Here is a 17,717-nt window from a genome sequence, read left to right as displayed (position 1 = left end):
TCGGTCACATCGAAGCGCGCCACATCCGAGTTCTACCAGCCACGACCAGCCCGCCACCGACCCTCACCAAGATCCGAACCCCAAACAGCTCCTAGGGCGAGGCACGCCGCCGAACCGACGTAGACGACTCCCCAGGAAATCTGCTGCAGTTGGCCGCCGAGGACGATGGCGGCTCCCGAGGTGACCGTCCCGAGCATGGTGAACCGGGACTTGATCTTGACGTAGCCGGCCGTTGCACCACGACGCACGAGCAGGTCGTACAGCAGGGCGGTGTCCGAACCGGACACACATGCCATGCCCACGCCCTGTCCGATGAACAGCGCCAGGAACACCCAGTAGTCGGAGAACGCCACCTGACCGAGCAGACATCCAGCTATCAGCATCTGGCCGATCACGATGCTGGCACGCCTGCCGATTCGGTCGGCGATGACTCCCGTCGGCAACTCCGCAAGTCCGCTGACCAGGTAGAGCAGTGTCTGCAGTAGGGCCACTTGCTCGGCGGAGAAGCCTCGCTGCTGAAGGAAGAGGACGAATACGCCGCGCTGGAATAGCGTGTTGGTGAGCACGGCGTACACGTAGAACGGGCGCGCCACACTTCGTGCTGCATTGTCGGCTGCAGCCGACCCGCCAAGGGCCTCCGTGGTGCCGGTCATGCTGCGGGCTCCCTGGTGACTCCGGTGATCATTGGTGTTGGCCCTCCGCCGCCGACCGGAACCTCCAGTCCATACTTCGCGCAGGATATCGGGCCGGCCATCCGGGAACCGTTGCCACACCGACAAAGCGGCGGGTAGGACCCCGCCCGGCCGAAGCTGGAGGAACTGCTGGCCTTCAGCCACCGCACGCCGGCAGTGAGGGTGGAGGGCGCCTGGCCCATCGTCCGGCGGACCACCCTGGTCAGGTGGGCGGCGTCAGCGAACCCGGCCGCGTGCGCGGCCTCCGTCAGGTCGTCGGGCGCCGAGACGATTAAGGCCTTCAGATGGTTGATCGCCGCGGTGGTCGCGCTGACGGCGCTTTGGCGGGTGGTGAGCAGCACCCTGAATGCCTCACGTTCTCCGCGTTGGCGGGGCTGAATGAGATGCTCACTGGTCAACGCCTCATGAGCGGCGCGGATCGCGTCGAGGGCGTCGGTCTTGCGACCGCCACGTTGGGCCGGCCGCTTGGGGCGGCAGACCTCCACCACCTTTTCGCCGGATGCCTCCAGGAACGCAGCCAAGCCGGCGCCGTAGCTGCCGGCTCCTTCAAGGGCCCAGCAGCGGCGGCCCGGGACGTGCTGGCGGGCGAACTCCAGGAGTTGAAGGTAGCGTGGGCGTCAGTGGCCGCTTCGACGTGGCCGAGTACAGCACCCAGTGCACTGACCGCGGCGGCGGCCAGGGTGTCGCGGTGGGTATCGACCCCGATGACGCCATCGATCTGCTCTGCCAGCGTGGACATGCGGTTGCCTCCTTTCCAGGGGCGACTGCACTTGGCGTCGGCCTGGATGGGATCACCGGGTGGCAGAACTGTGACGAGTCACGCGCAAGCGGCGGACGAGCTGCTGATCAAGCCAACGGGGTGAGCCGGGCCGACGTCGGCACCTGGTAGACATCTCGAAAACAGGGCGGCCCTGTACCGGGCGCCAATGCGGGTCATACCAAGTGCCGGCGTCGAGCGTGGCAGGCCCAACCGGGCCGTAGGTCAAGAATCACCGTTCGCATGCTGCCCAACCCCCGAATCTCCGCTGTGCGGCGCCCCGGGTTCGGCCCGTGCGGGTCAGGGCGCGGTGCGGAACCGTTCAGCGTGTTCCCGCGCCCACTGGGCGAAGGTTCGCGCGGGCGTGCCGGTGACGTCCTCGACGGTGGGCAGAACCACACCGCTGGCCTCGGGCGGGTTCGTGGCCAGCTGGATTCCGAACTCCACATAGTCCTCGTCGTATCCGTAGCCGCGCAGCCGGGCGCGCTCCGCGTCCTCGCTCAGGTGCACGAAGGCGATGTCCTGCCCGGTGGCCTCGGCGATGATCCGGGTGCGTTCCGCCGGGGTAAGGGCTTCGGGCCCGGTGATCGGGTAGCTCCGACCCTCGTGGCCCTCGTGGGTGAGCGCGGTGGCGGCCACGGCGGCGATGTCGGCCTCATGCACCACCGCGCTGGGGAAGGTGGCGAGCATGGACGCGGTGCCCTGGGAACGGATCTCATCGGCCCATTCGAGAGCGTTGCACATGAACTCCGCCGGCTGCAGCAGGGTCCAGCGGATCGCACTGGACTCCAGGGCGCTTTCGATGCTGGTGGGCGACCAGCCGCCGAGGACTGTGGCCCGAGCGATGCCGTGGCGTGCGGCGAGGTCGATGATCTCGGGGCCGTTGGTCAGGTCGTCGTCGCCGCCGAAAGTGATCAGGTGGATCGCGTCGATCCCTTCGAAGGCTGCTCCGAGCGTGGCGGCATCGGTGAGGTCGCCCGCCACCACCTCGACACCGGTCGGGAGGTCGGCTTTGGCGGGGGTGCGGGAGAGTGCGCGGACGTGGTGTCCGGCTTCGTGGAGTTGCGCGACGAGGTGCCGCCCGACCTGGCCGGTCGCTCCGGTGACGAGGATGCGCATGTTCGTGGGTCCTTTCGTGCGGGTGTTGTCAGTCGGTGCTGGCGCGCAGGGCGCGAAGCCCGAGCACGAAGCCGAGGACGGCGGTCGTGCCGGCGGCGAGGAATCCGTAGCCGACGTCGGGGGTCGCGATCTGTCCGGCGAAGAGGTCGCGCTCGGCCTCGACGACGTGGGTGAGGGGGTTGAACTGCGCGAGGACGCGCATCCACTGCGGTCCCTCATCGAGGGGGAGCAGCATCCCGGAGAGGATCATCAGCGGGAAGAGGACCGTCTGGTGCACGGTCCAGAACATCCAGTCCTGCTCGCGCACGGCGATGGCCAGTGCGTAGCTGAGTGACCCGATCCCGACGCCGAGGACGCCCAGGAGCACCAGGCCCAGGACGCCGCCGCCGACATCGGGGCGGAACCCGAACGGGACCATGACCAGGACGACCACGACGGCCTGGACGACGAGTGGCACGAACTCCTTGAGCGCGCGTCCGATGAACAGCGACGAGCGCGCCAACGGCGTGACCAGGAGCCGTTCATGCGAGCCGCCCTGGAGGTCGTACTGGAGATTGGATCCGGTCCCCGCCGTTCCGAAGAGCGAGGTCATCACGAGGATCCCCGGGACGAACCACGCCCACGGGGATTGGTGTGCGGTCCCGGTCGTCGTGTCGTGCACGACCAGGGGCCCGAAGAGGAGCAGGAAGAACAGCGGCTGGATCAGTCCGACGACCAGGGAGAACGGGTCACCGGCCACGGGGCGCAGCTCGCGGGTCATCACGATGAGGGTGTCGCCTGCGACGTTGCGTCTGCGGGGTGGGGTGATGGTGCTCATGCGGCCTTCTCCGGTGTCTGGTCGCTGTCCTCGGTGCCGGTGGCGGTTCGCCCGCCGGCGTCGCGCAGGCTCCGGCCGGTGAGTTCGAGGAACACGTCGTCGAGCGTGGGGAGCCGGGTGTCGGCTGCGACCACGGTGATCCCCTGGTCCTGGGCGGCGGCGATCGCGCTCGGCAGTGCCGCGCGGCCGTCGGCGACCTGCCCGGTGACCGCATCGCCCTGCCGGGTCACCGTCCCGACACCGTCCATCGCCGCAATGAGCCCACGCAGGCGCTCGGCGGAAGCGTGGTCGGTTGTTTCCAGCGTCAGCCGGTCTCCGACATGACGCTGTTTGAGCTGGGTCGGCGTGCCCTCGGCGATGATGCGCCCGTGATCGATGATGACGATCCGATCCGCCTGTTGATCGGCCTCCTCCAGGTAGTGGGTGCTGAAGACGACGGTCATGTCGCTGCGGCGCCGCATCCCGATGATGTGGTCCCAGAGGTTGTTGCGGTTCTGCGGGTCGAGGCCCGTCGTCGGCTCGTCCAGGAACATCAACGCTGGGAGGTGCACCAGCCCGATCGCCAGGTCGAGGCGCCGCCGCTGGCCGCCGCTCATCGCCTGCGTCTTGCGGCGCGCCAACTGTTCCAGACCGAGCGCCGAGAGCAGTTCGGCGGCTCGGGCGCGGGCGGTGGCCCGGTCGAGGCCGTAGATGCGGCCCTGGGTGACGACCTCGTCCAGGGCCCGTTGGGTGTGCCCGGCGCCGTTGCCCTGGCCGACGTAGCCGATGCGTTCGCGCACCAGCGGAGCCTGGGTCCGCACGTCGAAGCCGGCGACGCGCGCGGTGCCGCCCGTGGGTGGGAGCAGCGTCGAGAGCATCCGCATGAGCGTGCTCTTGCCCGCGCCGTTGGGGCCGAGAACGGCGACCATTTCCCCGTGCGCCACGGAGAGGTCGATGCCACGGACAGCGCGGACCTCATCGCCGTCGGGAGCCCGAAAACTCCGGGACAGATTGGCAGTGCTGATCATGTGTCGGCGTACGCTCCATTCCCGCTTCGATGGCGGTTCCCATCATCACTGGGCTTGTGGCCGCTATATGTCCACAAGTCGGCCTAGAGTGGGCTCATGTCGACCGGCACCCGCGTCCTCGAACTCCTCGGACTGCTGCAGAACCGGCGCCATTGGCCCAGCCACGAGCTCGCGCGCCGCCTCAGCGTCAGCCAGCGCACGCTCCGCCGCGACATCGACAGCCTCCAGGAGCTCGGGTATCCGATCACCGCCACACGGGGCACCGGCGGCGGCTACCAACTCAGCCCCGGCGCCTCGCTCCCGCCCCTGGTACTCAGCGAGGACGAGGCCGCCGCCATCGTCATGGGGCTCCAAGAGATCACCTCCGGCCCCTCCCCGACGTCAGCCGACGCCGCGCTGAGCGCCATGGCCAAGATCGTCCAAGTGCTGCCCGTGCGGATCCGACGCCGCATCGACAGCCTCCGCGCCGTCGCCGTCCCGGCGCGAAACCCCGAGGCACGCGTGGACATCACCGATGTCGCCTCGTTGACGACCCTCGCCCTGGCCTGCCGCGACACCGAGACGGTGGAGTTCGCTTACCGCACCCGCACCGGTCATTCCGCGGCCAGGACAGTCCACCCGCACCACATCGTCCGCGTCGAGAACCGCCTGTACCTCATCGCCTGGGACCTCGACCGGGCCGACTGGCGCACCTTCCGCGTCGACCGCATCGGTGATGCGAGCCGCACCGGCACGACGTTCGCCCCCCGCCCCCTCCCCGCCGACGATCCCGTCGAGTACGTGCGCGCCCGGATCAGGGCGATGCCCGCCAGGTATCCCGTCCGCGCCACGGTCGGGGCCCCCGCCGAAATGGTGCGGGAGGAGATCGCGCACTACGGGACGGTGGAACCCATCGACGACACTTCGTGCCGGGTGGAGATCGCCACCGACTCCCTGGACTGGGCCACCTTCTGCATCGGAGCGCTCGACGCCCCTGTTGTGGTCCACGGCCCACCGGAAGCCATCGCCTACATGCGCGCCTGGGGACGACGCCTCACCGCCGGCACCCAAGAGCCCCCTTGACCCGTGCAACGGTCTTCAGGGGCGCAGAACCGGGCGGTGCCGACCCGGAGCAGCGGACACGGAGGAAACACGCACCGCCCCCGGCCCACCCGCGGCCCCTCTGCGTCAGCGCCCGGCGCCAGGCTGCATGGCCGGTGAGGGGTAGACGGTGAACACCCGCTGGCCGTCGAGCCACGCGCTGAGCCGCCGCGCTTCGGCCGCCAACGCCTCGCAGGCCTGCGCGGAGACATCGTCATCAAGCGGGCGCGGCTCGACCACACCGCCGGGATCCTGCACCCATGCACCGACGACGCGTCCGTCGACCCAGGCGGTAGTCCCGGCGTTGCCCGCACTGTCGAATAACTGGGGTACGTGCGCACCGAGGTAGAAGGCGCGTGCCTTCCAGCCCATCACGGTCGGATCGAGCAACGGCAGGAGCGCGACCCACGGCTCGGCGGCGACGACCGGGGCTAGATCGTCCTCGCGCAGCCACCCGACCGAGCCGTCGTCCAGGGACACCCGCTGCGCGCCGATGTCGTCCAGCGCGGTGCGGACTGCGGACTTGGTGTCGCCGAGCCACCACGCGAGGTCGTCGACGGTGCCGGGGCCGTAGGACCACAGCCACCGGGACACCAACTCGGCATAGCCCTGCCGCGCCGGCCAGGAGGGCCGCCCCCACCCGCAGGCTCGTGGCGACGGCGCGGTGCCGACCGCAAGCGCCTCGGGCACCTCGCAGGGGAAGGGCGCAACGAACGGTGCCTATGCTACTGATGCGGATGCTGTGGGCATCGATGTGCGCTCATCGTCGGCCCACAGCCGTATCCGGATCCGGATCGGCCCAGAGCTCCTACAGCTGCGGCGAGCCGCCACCGGGGTTGATCAGTGGGTACGGCCGCTGGTGCCCCCAATAAGACGTGGAGGGGCAGCACTCGTGCAGCTCGTAACTAGGGGTGCCCGTCAAGAACCATGCGATGAACCGCCAAACCGTGCCTGAGCTGGGACACGACTCGCTGGGCTCCGGCCGCGCACGGCTACTGCGGCGCCCGGGACACTACCTGGTTCGCCCTTCCCCGTCGCCCGTAGGAGCCGGCAGCTCCTATGACGCCCGTGCGGTCGCAGTGATCAGGTGGCCTGGCCGCGGGCGATGTAGAGGTTCATGTGGGTGAAGTCGAGGGTGATGTTGTAGGGCTTGTAGAAGCTGTGGAAGAAGGTGGCCGGCACGTCGAACCCGAGGGGGGCGAGCGCGGACTGTGGGTTCGTGTAGCAGTAGATGTCCTTGGCGGTGGCGTTGCCGAGGCGGATCTCCTTCGGGTAGCAGGGGTAGGCGACGGCCGGGTGGCTGTGGGCGAAAGTCCCGATCGGGCGGTCGTAGTCGGTGCGGATCTGCAACTGCTCGGCCGTTTCCCCGTGCGCGACCGCGGCGGGCTCGCTGCCTCCGCCGATGGGCACGGCCACCACCCGTGGGCCGGAGCCGGCGATGCTGCCTCTGCTGTAGACCATGTGCTCACGGGCCAGCCACAGCGGTAGGGGCTCGGCGCCCGCCCGTTGGGCGGCCGCGCGTGTCTTGCCGACCGTTTCGGGAGTGCTGCGCCGCAGGATCAGTTGCCGGCCCGCGTAGTCGAAGGTGGTCAGCAAGTGGTAGAAGACCCACGTGCCGATCATGCCGTCGTTCTCGGTGGTGAGATCTCCGCCCGACTCCCACTCCATCCACGACACGGGGAGGTTGCGCAGTTCGATGCCGCCCAGCTTGAACGACTCCAGCACTCCCCCGTGCCGCCATGCTTTGCCGTTCAAGTAATCGATCTTCGAACTGGCGACGGGGCTCAGCCCGGCTTCCTTGGCTACCGTCGCGGACACGCTCAGCGACGGGGCACCGGTGTAGAACGTGAAGCGCTTCAGCGGTCCGCCGTTGACCGAGGCCTCCACCAGCGGCTGGGGGTCCGTCTGCAGCCAGCGCACCTGCGCGATGTCGCCGTGGATCTGATACGGCTCGCCGCGGAATGCCGCGAACAATTTGGCCGAGCCTTCGTCGCCGGCCGCTTGCCAGTGGGGTGCGGAGAGGGCGAATTTGTCCTGCCGGATGTAGCCAGTCGGCCAGGAACCGGTTGGCGTCCTTGTCGTCGGGCGCCAGCTCGATGGCCATCTTGAGGTATTTCTCGGCGTCCGGGAACCGGTTGGACAGCAGCCCGACAAAACCGCGCCGGCGGGCCGCGTGCACGTTCTTGGGATCCTTTTTCAGGACCTCCTCATACGCGCGCCCGGCCTGCTCGAACTCCCCGGCCTTGAACAGCGCGTCCGCGTCACCGCTGCCGGCCAGCGCCGTGGCCGCCGTGGCTGCCTTGCCCAGCAGCGGCGCGGCCGCGGCGGCACCGGTCAGCACGGCGGCGCCCCGCAACAGCGAACGCCGGTCCCATTGCCTGTCATCAGCCATGTCTTCTCCTTTTTCGTGATCGTCTTCGCCGTGACGTTCTGTCCGACCGGCGGTCACAGCAGCTCCGGCCAGCTCATCTCACCCCGCTTGCCGAGGGCGACGCCGGAGTCGCCGGGGTCACCCAGGCCGCACGGCATCGTCCTGAGGCGGGCGGCCGGATCGGTGGCCTCGCGCCGGCCAGTGCCGGGGCCACTTGGATGGCTGGCCCGCACGGCTTCGACCAGCCGACCGGTACGGCCACCGTGCCGCAGTCCACTGTGGAAGGTTCGGGTCAGGGCCGGCTCCAGTCCCTCCCACACGGCCGGGTCATCCCCGATCGACAACCCTCGCGACACGCCCCGGGTTCCACAGCACGCTCCGTAACTCGCCCGCCATCAACCCATCCACTGTCGACCGGCCGTGTGCGCGCCTCGTCCGCGCCCTGTCATGGCTGTGTCACGATCGCGCCGACGCCCGCGCCGACGAGAAACCGTGACATGCGGCCGACAACGCGCGCACGTTCGGCACCGATCGTGGTTCGTGCTGAACGAGCCACGCACGATCCATCCCTGCCGCGCGGGAAGCGTCCGTGCTGCATGTAGAACTTCAGCAGCAGTGACCGGCTGGGACCCGGACGTCTCCAGCCGCGCCATCCACGGCGAGTTCTCCTGGTACCCCTGCCTGGAACCTCGTGCGTGTCAATAAGCCTCACCCCAGCTCGAAGGGGGTGCCCTCACGCGAGGCGCGCCGCGCGCAGGAGGCTCTGGGCGCAAGCACGTACGGCCGATGAGTCGCCGACAGCGGCGGCGCCCCTCATTCCGTCATGATCAGCATCGCCGCCACGACCACGGCGCCACAAACAGCGGAGGAGCGCGAGTGTAAAGCACAGTTGCCGGCTCCTGGCCTAACCCTGTACCTCGCGGAACAGCACTTCCTCGTCAACGGACAGGCCCCATGATCAGCGGGCGCAGTCGGCGATGCAAGGTCTTTTCCTTGATGTCCTGCGCGATTTCCACCTCTGAGCCGACGGGGTAGGAGAAGCCGCTCGCGCAGGCTTCATATACCTCGAAGGTGTACGTCGCTGGATACACGGCTGCTACGAGGGCGGGGTATGTGCATCGACCGACCATCGGCGTGCTGCTCCGCTTCCGCACCTCTTTCATACAGATGACCAGCTGCGCCCGCGTCGGATCCTCATCCAACGTCTTGGGATCCTGCGTTGTCCACTTCATCGGCAGCGAAGCCACGGCAAAGGGCGTGTAGACGAGAGGTTGGCGCCTCTCCGATCCCGCGTCTTTCATGACCGCCAGGTGTGGTCCTGGACCGCTATAGGCTGGCGCCCGCGCGTCAGGAAAGTCGGGCACAAAACCGCAGTCGATGCCACCCGTCGAGGAGCCGGTCGGTGATGGGTCAGACGTGGCGGTCGTCGTGATCGGGCGAGGGCCGGGTGGGCGGGGGTTGTAGGCGCAGCCGCTCTAGCGCCCGGAGAGTCGGCGGCTGCGCCTGGTCTGTGGGTCAGCGGCGTAGGCGGTCCAGCAGCTGGGCCTGGTAGAGCGAGGGCGGCAGGAGGCCGGGCTGGTTGGCGCCCTCGATGTACCCGGCCGGCTGCGCGAACGGCCCGTCGCCGGTGATCGTGCCGTGGCAGCCGATCGCGTAGTTCTGGGCGGTCGGCGGCTTCTGCACGATGAGCCGGCTGGTCGACACGTCGCAGTTCCATGCCACCGAGTGGGCCGCCGACCACCCGTGCGAGGTGCCGTACCGACCCCGGTTGTACAGCCCGAGCGTGTAGTCGTAGTGCGGGTCGACGTCCTTGTGGCCGTCGAACAGCAGCCCCTGCGACCACCGGCGGTGGCCCTCGCTGGAGTTGAGCGCGTACTCCGAGGTGCCGCGCAGGAACACCACGCCCGACACCGTGCTGTGGCCGTTGGAGACGAACGCGTGCCTGGCCTTGTACGCGTAGCAGTCGCGGAAGAGCACCTGTTGCGAATAGACGTAGGTGTTGAAGTTGTAGCGCCTGCTCCCCGTCACGATGCTGACCGGGTCGACGGCCCGGCAGTTCTCGATCGTCGCGCGGGTGGTCTCCTGGGTGGCGACCCCCGCCTGGGTGAAGTGGAGCATCGTGCAGTCGCGCACCCACGAGTCCTCGGTGCGCAGCAGGACGATCGCGTTGTAGGCGTGGTCCTCGTCCTGCTCCGGGTCGCCGTGGTACTCGATGTCGACGCGCAGCCGCTCCACGCCCACCTGGGTGACCAGGCCGGCCCGGTCCCACCTGTAGAGGAAGGACGGGGACAGGGCGCGGTTGAGGTGGTTGAAGACCGGGACATCGATTTTCACGACATTTCCGGAAACTTCGCGTACGTACCGGTTGTAGATGATGGGGTGCTCGCCCACCTTCCACGGCGGCCCCACGTCGTGGCCGCCGTAGTCGATGGCCTTCAGCCACTCCTCGGTGCACGGATGGGTGATCACGATGTTGTCCCCGGGCCGCAGCGAGCCCGGGTCGGCCACCGCGAACTCGCGCGCGCCCACCTGCACGAAGTCGGTGGTGATGTCGGTGCGGGTGCCGGGGACCTCGCCCGTCCAGCCGCCGCCCGCCGCGCCGCCGGCCACGATCACGTCGCGGTCCTTCGGGTTGTTGCCGGTGGCCTTGATGATCGTGTTGCCCGCCGGGTCCTCGCCGTCGCCGGAGCCGCGCAGGACCGTGCCGCTCGCCCGTACGTACAGGGTGCCCGCCACCGGGTAGACGCCGGGCAGCAGGAGCAGGGCGCCGCGCCGCGCGCGGGGCAGCGCGGCCACCTCGTCGAGCGCCGCCTGGACGTGGGCGGTGTTGTCGCCCTCGATCGGGCGGATCGTCTTGACGACGGGCACGTGCGGGATCGGCCGCTCGCCGTTGCGGTAGCCGGCGTGGCTGAAGTCGGGGATGCGGTTGCCCTCCGCGTCCTGCTCGTACGCCAGCCGCCCCCACCGGTCGTAGCGCACCAGGCGGGACTGCCAGATCGTCGAGGCGCCTGCGGGTACCGCACCCGCGGCCGACAGCGCCAGCGCGCCACCCGCCGCGAGCACGGCCCGCCTGCTGAGGTCATGTGCCATGGTCCACCTACCTAATGACGATCTTGTCGAGCTCGGGCCCGCGGGCGGTGAGACCGAAGAACCGGATCGTGTTGACCCCGGCCACCAGGTCCACCGGCACCGTCGTGGTGGTCACCGTGTCCTTGGCGCCGGTCATCGGCACCTGGATCGCGTCGCCGCCGTTGACGCTGATCGAGAACGACTGGGAGCCGTCCACCAGCGCGTGCACGGTCAGCTGCCGCGTCCCGGTGGTCTCCGAGAGCACGCCCCTGACCACGGCGTAGTCGTAGACGTTGCCACCGATGAGGATGACCTTCCGCCCGCCGGAGCAGACGGCGCAGTAAGCCGGCTCGGCGGCGCCCTCGAAGACGTTCCCGACCCGCTCGGCCTCGTACGTCCCCGGGCCGCGATCCGGCGGCGGCAGCTTCACCGGCGGCGTCGCGGGCCCGAGCTGCTCCGCCTTCAGATCCTTGACCAGCAGGTACGTCTCCTGCAGCCCGGCGCTCTTGATGCTGCGGTAGATGCCCCACTTGGGCCGGTTGTACTGCTCCTGCGTCCACCACAGGTCGATGTTGTCGACCTTCTGGTCCACGATCGTCCGCGAGCCGCTCTTCGGGCCGTCGCGCAGCACCCACCGCATGTATCCGGCGTCGCCCGACTTGAACTCGATGGTCGTCGTGACCCACTTGTTCTGGATCGGCTCCAGGTCGGCCGTGGCGAAGTCGTGCGACTTGTTGTCCTCGAGCGTCCAGTAGCGGGCCGCGATCTTCTGCACGCCGTTCACGACCGGCAGCGAGATCTGCGCGATCGGCGTGCCGACGTCGGAGTTCTTCAGCTGCCAGATGTGGGTGAAGTTCGTGGTCGCGTCGAGCGTGTCCGGAATGTACATCTGGTACGTGATCAGCCAGGTCTCGTCCTTGCGGATCTCCAGCGGGCCGCCGTCGGCGGCCCGCATGCCGCGTACCTCGTTGCGCATGCGGTCGGAGCCGTCGCGGTCCTCCAGGTGGGCGTCGAACCGCCACACGCCCTTCTCGGCGCGCACGTGCGGCAGGCCCTCGGGATGGGAGCCGCGCCGGTCGTCCTCCAGGGCCTCGAACGCGTTGACGCCGTCGCGCCACGGGCTGGGGTTCCACCGGGTCTCCCATCGGGGAGCCCCGACGGCGTGGGCGGGTGCCGTCTGCAGGAGCAGCGCCATCGCCGCCAGGGCTCCCACCAGGTGCCTTCTCACTGAATCGTCACCCTGTCGAGGTCGGGCGCGCTGGCGCCGTCGTTGAAGAAGCGGACACGGTTGGCGCCCGCGCCGAGCTGCACCGAGACCGTCCTGGAGACGGGCGTGCTCCAGTCCGTGCCGGTCAGCGAGACGGTCTGGGCGGCGCCGCCGTTCACGCTGACCTGGAAACTGCGCGTGCCGCTCACCAGGCCGTGCACCGTCAACTGCCGGGCGCCGGCGGCGGCGGACTGCACGTCGATCGTGACCGCGTTGCCGGAGCCGCCGCCGATCCAGCCGACCTTGGTGCCGCCCGAGCAGCCGGAGCAGGACGCGGTGCGGGCGGTGCCGCTGAAGGAGCCCTGCTCGGCCTCGTACGCGGACGGGTCGGTGCTGCCGCCGCCGGTGAGCTGGTGGGCCTGCAGGTTGCGGACCAGGAGGTAGGTGTTCTGCAGGCCGGAGCTGTTGATGCTGCGGTAGATGCCCCACTTGGGCCGCAGGTACTCGTCGTCGCCCCGCCACAGGTCGGTGTCGTCCAGGCGCTTGTCGACCAGCGTGGTGGAGCCGTCCTTGAGCGTCCAGCGCAGGTAGCCGCTGTCGGAGGCCTTGAACTCGAACGTCGTGTCCACCCACTTGCCCTGGATCGGCTCCAGGTTCGTGTTGCCGACCTCGTGGGTCTGCTCGGCCTCGTCCCAGTAGCGGACGTTGATCTTGGGGGTGCCGCCCGAGATCGGCAGCGACATCGTGTAGAGGGGCGCGCCGGAGCCGGGCACCTTCATCTGAGCGATGTGGGTGAAGCTGCTGGTCGCGTCCAGCGAGGTCGGGATGTACAGCTGGTAGCTGATGCGCCAGGTCTCGTTCTCGAGGATCTTGAGGTACGAGCTGCCGCCGGTCCGCATGCCCTTGACCTCGTTGCGCTGGCGGTCGTCGCCGTCGCGGTCCTGGGTGTGCATGTCGAAGCGGTAGGCGCCGCCGGAGACGTAGATGTGCGTGACGCCGGGGTGCGAGTCGGCGCGGTCGTCCTCGATGCCCTCGAACGCCTCGGCGACGGTGTCGTCCGCCGGGTCGGGGCTCCAGCGCAGCGTCCAGGCGGCCGCCGCGGCGGGAGTGGCGGCGGGCAGTGCGGCGGCGGCGGTGACCGCCAGGGCGGCTAAGACGCCGCCGATGCGCTTGTTCATTTGTCCTCATTTCTCCTGAGGTGAAGCGTGAACCCGCCGTTGGGGGGGACGGCGAGGTCGAGCTTGCCCCCGGCGGAGACGGTGACCGTCTCGGCGAGGATCCGGTCGCCTGGGGCATCCCGGTAGATCTCGGCCCTCCACTCCCCCTGCTCGAGGAAGTCGAGCGGCACGGTGAGCGTGCGGGCCTCGCCCGACACGCCCGCGCCGACGTACCATTCGGCACCGTTCCTCCTGGCCAGCAGGATGTGGTCGGCGGGGTCGCCGGACAGCAGTCGCGTCTCGTCCCACGCGGCGGGGACGGCCGACAGCAGCCGCAGGGCCTCCGGCCGGGCCTCATAGGCATCGATGCCGTCGGCGAAGTGCTGGACGCCGGACTCGAAGATCACCGACAGCGCGAGCTCGAACCCGGCCGAGATCGTGCGCACGCCGGTGAACGTGCACGGCGTGAAGTCCATCGGGCCCTGCACGTTGCGGGTGAAGGCCAGCGACAGGTAGTGGGTGGGCTGGTAGAGCGGCTGCTTGCCGGGTTTCGGCTTGATCCACTCGGCGCCCTTGACGGCTTCGGCGGTCATGAACTGCGGCCACGTCCGCTCGGTGCCGCGCGGGATCGTGCCGCCGTGGAAGACCACCATGAGCTTGAGCCGGGCGGTGGCGGCCAGGATGGCGTCGAACCAGCGCATCCGGTCCTGGCCGTCGGACTCGGTGAAGTCGATTTTCACGCCGACCGCGCCCCACTCCTTCCAGAGTGCGAGCTTCTCGCGGTGCTCCAGCTCGGTGTCCACGTGCTGCCAGTGCGACCAGAGCCAGACGCCGACACCCTTCTCCGTGGCGTAGGCGATCAGCTCGGGCATCCACTCCTTGTTCCAGCCCGCGTCGGCCAGCACGTACGGCCAGCCGTTCGCGGCGGCGAAGTCGACCCAGCGCTTCTGGGCGTCGAGGTCGCGCGTCGAGGGCCCGTCGGACCACCACGACCAGGCGGCGGCCCCGGGCCTGATCCAGGAGGTGTCCTCGACCCTGGACGGCTCGGCGAGGCTGGTGACCAGGTCGCTCTCCACGATCGTGGCCAGGTCGCCGACGATCATCGTGCGCCAGGGGGTGGTGAGCGGGCTGGCGGCGGTCACGTACGGGTCGGGCAGGTCGAGCCGGAAGGTGTTGCCGTCGAGGAGCAGGCGGGAGCCGGCGTAGCCGCTGTCCAGGTTCGACTCGGTGACGAACATCCAGGAGCCGCCGGTCTCGAAGAGCGAGGGGTAGCCGTACAGGATGGGCTCGGCGTCGGCGACGCTGCCGTGGCGGTGGATCTCCTCGTAGTCGCAGCGGCCGTTCTCGTACGGGAGCAGCACCGCGCGGGCCTCGGGCGGCAGGACGTACTCGGAGGCCTCCTCCACGACGGTGACCGGCCCCGTCCACGGCACCACGTACCGATAGGCCACGCCGTGCCCGCCGACGCGGACCTGCACGTCGAGCCGGTGCCCGTCCTTGGTGAACGACAGCGTCCACTCCTCGGCCCCGTAGCCGTGCTCGCGCCGCTTGCCGGTGACCGTCCGGTAGGTCTCCTCGACCCGTCGCTCGGACATCCCGGCCAGCGTGAGCCCCTTGCTCAGGTCGGCGTGGGCGGTCCTGATGCCCAGCCTGGACGGCTGCAGCACCGCCCGCCCGTGGTGGCGCACCTCCAGCGTGAGCACGCCCTCGGCGGAGAGGGTCAGCCCCGCTTCCAGGTCCTCGTCACTGAACGTCCAGCTTGGCACGTGCCCTCCAGGGTCATGAAGAGATAGGAGGAGTCGATCGCGGCTTACCGGCCGTCCCCACACCTGGCACGGCCACCGGTCAAGGCGTCCGGATCTCCTCACAGTGCGCTAGAGCCTAGGTTGCAAGCGCTTTCAATTCAATTCTTGACGAAGTTAATTACCGGGTCTACGGTACGGCCATGCCTCACGGACAGCCGCAAGTCCAGCCCATCGGCGTGTCGATACATCCGACCTCTGGTGCCCGGCTGGTCGCGCTGCCGCCCGGACCCCTGACCCAGCAGCTCCCGGTGCAGCGCCCGGACGTGGCGGTGCCGGCGATCGAGCTCTTCCTTTGAGAGGCCCACCATGGAGATGAACCGTCGCCGGATGCTGGCCCTGGCGGTGGCGGCCGCGACCGCGCCCGTGCTGTCCGCCTGCGCGGACACCAGGCAGCAGAAGCAGGCCGCGGCTCCGGTCAAGTCCGGCGCGCAGCTGATCGACCCCAACCGGCCGGGCAGCGATGCCTGGCCGTTCGAGGCGGCCGAGCAGCTCGACAACTCGCTGACGTGGCCGAAGACGAACGTGCCCGACCCGGCGTCCAAGGTGACGATCACGGTGGCGATGACCACGGACGCGGTCACCGAGGTACGCAACGCCCAGTTCGACTTCTTCTTCAAGAAGCGCCACCCGAACATCGAGATCAAGCGCGAGTCGTCGCCCTTCGACCAGTTCCTGACGAAGTACATGACGCAGGCCGCCGGCGGCACCCTGCCCGACGTGCTCTACAACCACTACTCCTGGACGCAGAACCTCATCTCCAACCAGGTGCTGCATCCGGTGGACGAGTTCATCGCCAAGACGCCCGAGTTCGACATGGACGACATCCCGCAGAGCGGGCTCGGCTACTTCAAGCGCGACGGCAAGCTGTACGGCCTGCCCACCGACATGGCGCCCAAGCTGCTCTTCTACAACAAGGACCTGTTCGACAAGGCCGGGATCGACCACCCGGACGAGAACTGGACGTTCGACAAGCTCTTCGAGACGGCCAAGAAGATGACCAGCGGGTCGGGCGCGGAGAAGATCTACGGCTTCTCCCCCATGCCGGTTCCGGCCCCCGACCTCAGCGCCGTCTTCCTGATGCCGTTCGGCGGCCGCTTCCTCGACGCCACCGAGTCGAAGGTGATGATCAACGAGCCCAAGGCCAGGGAGGCCATGGGGCGCTGGCTGGACCTGCTGGTCAAGGACAAGGCGGTGCCGAGCCTGGCCGAGCTGCAATTGCTGGAGAAGGTCGACCCGTTCAAGACCGGGCACGCGGCCATGCTCATCAACGGCGCCTGGCTGATGCTGGAGCTGTCCAAGCAGACGGCGTTCAAGTGGGGCGCCACGCACATTCCCAAGGGCCCGGCCGGCCGCTTCACCCCTGCCGTGGGCAGCGCGCTGGTGATGACGGCCTCCTCCCAGAACAAGGACGCCGCCTGGATCTACATGCACGAGTTCCTGTCGTCCTCCGGCTACAAGTTCCGCCAGATCACCGCGCCCGCCCGGCAGTCCGCCTGGGACGCCAACGCCAAGGCGATCGGCATCCCCGACGAGACGGCGAAGCTGGTCAAGCAGGTCCTGGCCGACTACGCCTCCGACGACGGCGTGCTGCGGCTGCCGGCCAACAAGAAGATCGTCGACACGGCCAAGCCCATCTGGGAGCGCGCGATGCTCGGCAAGATCAGCGTGGACGACGCGCTAAAGGAGATCGCCGACAAGGTCACGCCCGTACTGGCCGAGAACAAGATCGCATGACCGCCGTCAGCGCCCGCAGCACGCTGGCGCGCCGCGAGGCGCGGCGCTTCCACCTGTTCGTCTCGCCGTGGGTCATCGGGTTCGTGCTCTTCAGCGCGGGCCCGATCCTCGGCGCGATCGTGCTGAGCTTCATGGACTGGAACCTGCTGAAGCCGCCGACATGGGTGGGTTTCGCCAACTACGAGCGCATGTTCACCGACCCCGAGTTCTGGGAGTCGATCGAGAACACCGTGCAGTACGGCCTCGGCTCGGTGGCGCTCGGCGTGTCGTTCACGTTCCTGCTGGCGCTGCTGCTCAACCAGCCGCTGCGCTTCCAGGGGCTGTTCCGCACCGTGATGTACCTGCCGTCGGTGGTGTCGGGGCTGGCCACGGCGCTGCTGTGGCTGAACATCCTGCACCCCGACTACGGCCTGATCAACAAGGTGCTGGCGTCGTTCGGCATCGAGGGGCCGGGCTGGCTGGCCTCGCAGGAGTGGGCCATCCCCGGGCTCGTGCTGATGAGCGTGTGGGGCGCGGGCAACACGATCGTCATCTACCTGGCCGGGCTGCAGGGCATCCCGAAGACGCTCTACGAGGCCGCCGAGATCGACGGCGCGGGGTGGTGGCGCCGGTTCTGGAGCGTGACCGTGCCGATGATGTCTCCGGTCATCTTCTTCAACGTGGTGACCGGGTTCATCGCGGCGCTGCAGAGCTACGTGCTCATCCTGGTCATGACCGAGGGCGGGCCCGGCAACGCCACGATGGTGCTGGGGCTCTACATCTACCGGCACGCGTTCGTCTACTTCGACATGGGGTACGCGGCCACGCTGTCGTGGGCGATGTTCGTGCTGGTCATCGCCGTGACCGCGATCCAGTTCGGCCTGGCCAGGCGCTGGGTGCACTACGAGTTCAAATGAGGTCGC

General features: G+C 68.9%; 17 protein-coding genes and 1 pseudogene. 4 read left to right on the top strand and 14 right to left on the bottom strand.

Features of this window, described 5'->3' with window-relative positions:
* Nucleotides 1–32 precede the first annotated feature (32 nt).
* From ACIBI9_RS37805 to ACIBI9_RS37785, 5 genes are all read right to left on the bottom strand, one after another.
* A complete protein-coding gene (locus tag ACIBI9_RS37805; RefSeq protein ID WP_397229472.1) occupies nt 33–653 on the bottom strand; it encodes an MFS transporter in 621 nt (206 codons plus the stop codon).
* Nucleotides 650–1,288, bottom strand: coding sequence for a transposase (locus ACIBI9_RS37800; protein WP_397229490.1), 639 nt, complete (start codon nt 1,286–1,288; stop codon nt 650–652). The genes ACIBI9_RS37805 and ACIBI9_RS37800 overlap by 4 nt, the downstream gene beginning before the upstream one ends.
* Before the next feature lie 461 nt (nt 1,289–1,749).
* Nucleotides 1,750–2,568, bottom strand: coding sequence for an NAD(P)H-binding protein (locus ACIBI9_RS37795; RefSeq protein WP_397229470.1), 819 nt, complete (start codon nt 2,566–2,568; stop codon nt 1,750–1,752).
* 28 nt (nt 2,569–2,596) lie between these two features.
* Nucleotides 2,597–3,385: an ABC transporter permease gene (locus tag ACIBI9_RS37790; protein WP_397229468.1), complete on the bottom strand. Its 789-nt coding sequence runs from the start codon at nt 3,383–3,385 to the stop codon at nt 2,597–2,599.
* Nucleotides 3,382–4,392 carry an ATP-binding cassette domain-containing protein gene (locus ACIBI9_RS37785; RefSeq protein ID WP_397229466.1) on the bottom strand — a complete coding sequence of 337 codons (1,011 nt, stop codon included), beginning with the start codon at nt 4,390–4,392 and terminating at the stop codon, nt 3,382–3,384. The genes ACIBI9_RS37790 and ACIBI9_RS37785 overlap by 4 nt, the downstream gene beginning before the upstream one ends.
* A gap of 96 nt (nt 4,393–4,488) precedes the next feature.
* Between ACIBI9_RS37785 and ACIBI9_RS37780 the strand changes: the two genes are divergently transcribed.
* Nucleotides 4,489–5,454, top strand: a complete 966-nt coding sequence (locus tag ACIBI9_RS37780) for a helix-turn-helix transcriptional regulator (protein WP_397229465.1) — start codon at nt 4,489–4,491, stop codon at nt 5,452–5,454.
* 105 nt (nt 5,455–5,559) lie between these two features.
* Here ACIBI9_RS37780 and ACIBI9_RS37775 read toward each other — a convergent pair whose 3' ends face one another.
* The 9 genes and pseudogenes from ACIBI9_RS37775 to ACIBI9_RS37735 all read right to left on the bottom strand — a co-directional run bounded on the left by ACIBI9_RS37775 (nt 5,560) and on the right by ACIBI9_RS37735 (nt 15,042).
* Nucleotides 5,560–6,162: a DNA glycosylase AlkZ-like family protein gene (locus ACIBI9_RS37775; RefSeq protein WP_397229463.1), complete on the bottom strand. Its 603-nt coding sequence runs from the start codon at nt 6,160–6,162 to the stop codon at nt 5,560–5,562.
* Nucleotides 6,163–6,555: 393 nt separating this feature from the next.
* Nucleotides 6,556–7,446, bottom strand: a complete 891-nt coding sequence (locus tag ACIBI9_RS37770; RefSeq protein ID WP_397229461.1) for a retropepsin-like aspartic protease — start codon at nt 7,444–7,446, stop codon at nt 6,556–6,558.
* 91 nt (nt 7,447–7,537) lie between these two features.
* A pseudogene (locus tag ACIBI9_RS37765) lies at nt 7,538–7,864 on the bottom strand (tetratricopeptide repeat protein); the annotation flags it as partial.
* Between the two features lie 53 nt (nt 7,865–7,917).
* Nucleotides 7,918–8,199, bottom strand: a complete 282-nt coding sequence (locus ACIBI9_RS37760; protein WP_397229459.1) for a hypothetical protein — start codon at nt 8,197–8,199, stop codon at nt 7,918–7,920.
* A gap of 582 nt (nt 8,200–8,781) precedes the next feature.
* On the bottom strand, nt 8,782–9,144 hold the full coding sequence (locus tag ACIBI9_RS37755; protein WP_397229457.1) for a hypothetical protein: 363 nt from the start codon (nt 9,142–9,144) through the stop codon (nt 8,782–8,784).
* Nucleotides 9,145–9,358: 214 nt separating this feature from the next.
* Nucleotides 9,359–10,933 (bottom strand): hypothetical protein, encoded by a 1,575-nt coding sequence (locus ACIBI9_RS37750; RefSeq protein ID WP_397229455.1) that lies wholly within the window; start codon nt 10,931–10,933, stop codon nt 9,359–9,361.
* A 7-nt stretch (nt 10,934–10,940) separates the two neighbouring features.
* Complete coding sequence (locus ACIBI9_RS37745; RefSeq protein WP_397229453.1) at nt 10,941–12,140, bottom strand: hypothetical protein; 1,200 nt, start codon at nt 12,138–12,140, stop codon at nt 10,941–10,943.
* On the bottom strand, nt 12,137–13,297 hold the full coding sequence (locus ACIBI9_RS37740; protein WP_397229451.1) for a hypothetical protein: 1,161 nt from the start codon (nt 13,295–13,297) through the stop codon (nt 12,137–12,139). Before ACIBI9_RS37740 ends, ACIBI9_RS37745 begins: the two co-directional genes overlap by 4 nt.
* A complete protein-coding gene (locus ACIBI9_RS37735) occupies nt 13,294–15,042 on the bottom strand; it encodes a glycoside hydrolase family 97 catalytic domain-containing protein (protein WP_397229449.1) in 1,749 nt (582 codons plus the stop codon). The genes ACIBI9_RS37740 and ACIBI9_RS37735 overlap by 4 nt, the downstream gene beginning before the upstream one ends.
* Nucleotides 15,043–15,221: 179 nt before the next feature.
* On the opposite strand from ACIBI9_RS37735, the gene ACIBI9_RS37730 reads away from it, so the two are divergent.
* From ACIBI9_RS37730 to ACIBI9_RS37720, 3 genes are read left to right on the top strand one after another with little or no spacing between them, the layout of a single operon-like run.
* Nucleotides 15,222–15,377, top strand: coding sequence for a hypothetical protein (locus ACIBI9_RS37730; RefSeq protein ID WP_397229447.1), 156 nt, complete (start codon nt 15,222–15,224; stop codon nt 15,375–15,377).
* Nucleotides 15,378–15,387: 10 nt separating this feature from the next.
* On the top strand, nt 15,388–16,815 hold the full coding sequence (locus ACIBI9_RS37725) for an ABC transporter substrate-binding protein (protein WP_397229445.1): 1,428 nt from the start codon (nt 15,388–15,390) through the stop codon (nt 16,813–16,815).
* On the top strand, nt 16,812–17,711 hold the full coding sequence (locus tag ACIBI9_RS37720; protein ID WP_397229443.1) for a carbohydrate ABC transporter permease: 900 nt from the start codon (nt 16,812–16,814) through the stop codon (nt 17,709–17,711). Before ACIBI9_RS37725 ends, ACIBI9_RS37720 begins: the two co-directional genes overlap by 4 nt.
* Nucleotides 17,712–17,717: the final 6 nt, after the last annotated feature.

This window comes from Nonomuraea sp. NPDC050451 (assembly GCF_044458585.1).
This window is presented reverse-complemented; position numbering and strand designations above follow the sequence as displayed.

Coding starts and splice junctions, on each gene's coding strand:
- ACIBI9_RS37805 (WP_397229472.1), bottom strand. CDS start 653: ATGACCGGCACCACGGAGGCCCTTGGCGGGTCGGCTGCAGCCGACAAT.
- ACIBI9_RS37795 (WP_397229470.1), bottom strand. CDS start 2,568: ATGCGCATCCTCGTCACCGGAGCGACCGGCCAGGTCGGGCGGCACCTC.
- ACIBI9_RS37790 (WP_397229468.1), bottom strand. CDS start 3,385: ATGAGCACCATCACCCCACCCCGCAGACGCAACGTCGCAGGCGACACC.
- ACIBI9_RS37785 (WP_397229466.1), bottom strand. CDS start 4,392: ATGATCAGCACTGCCAATCTGTCCCGGAGTTTTCGGGCTCCCGACGGC.
- ACIBI9_RS37780 (WP_397229465.1), top strand. CDS start 4,489: ATGTCGACCGGCACCCGCGTCCTCGAACTCCTCGGACTGCTGCAGAAC.
- ACIBI9_RS37755 (WP_397229457.1), bottom strand. CDS start 9,144: ATGAAAGACGCGGGATCGGAGAGGCGCCAACCTCTCGTCTACACGCCC.
- ACIBI9_RS37750 (WP_397229455.1), bottom strand. CDS start 10,933: ATGGCACATGACCTCAGCAGGCGGGCCGTGCTCGCGGCGGGTGGCGCG.
- ACIBI9_RS37740 (WP_397229451.1), bottom strand. CDS start 13,297: ATGAACAAGCGCATCGGCGGCGTCTTAGCCGCCCTGGCGGTCACCGCC.
- ACIBI9_RS37730 (WP_397229447.1), top strand. CDS start 15,222: ATGCCTCACGGACAGCCGCAAGTCCAGCCCATCGGCGTGTCGATACAT.
- ACIBI9_RS37725 (WP_397229445.1), top strand. CDS start 15,388: ATGGAGATGAACCGTCGCCGGATGCTGGCCCTGGCGGTGGCGGCCGCG.
- ACIBI9_RS37720 (WP_397229443.1), top strand. CDS start 16,812: ATGACCGCCGTCAGCGCCCGCAGCACGCTGGCGCGCCGCGAGGCGCGG.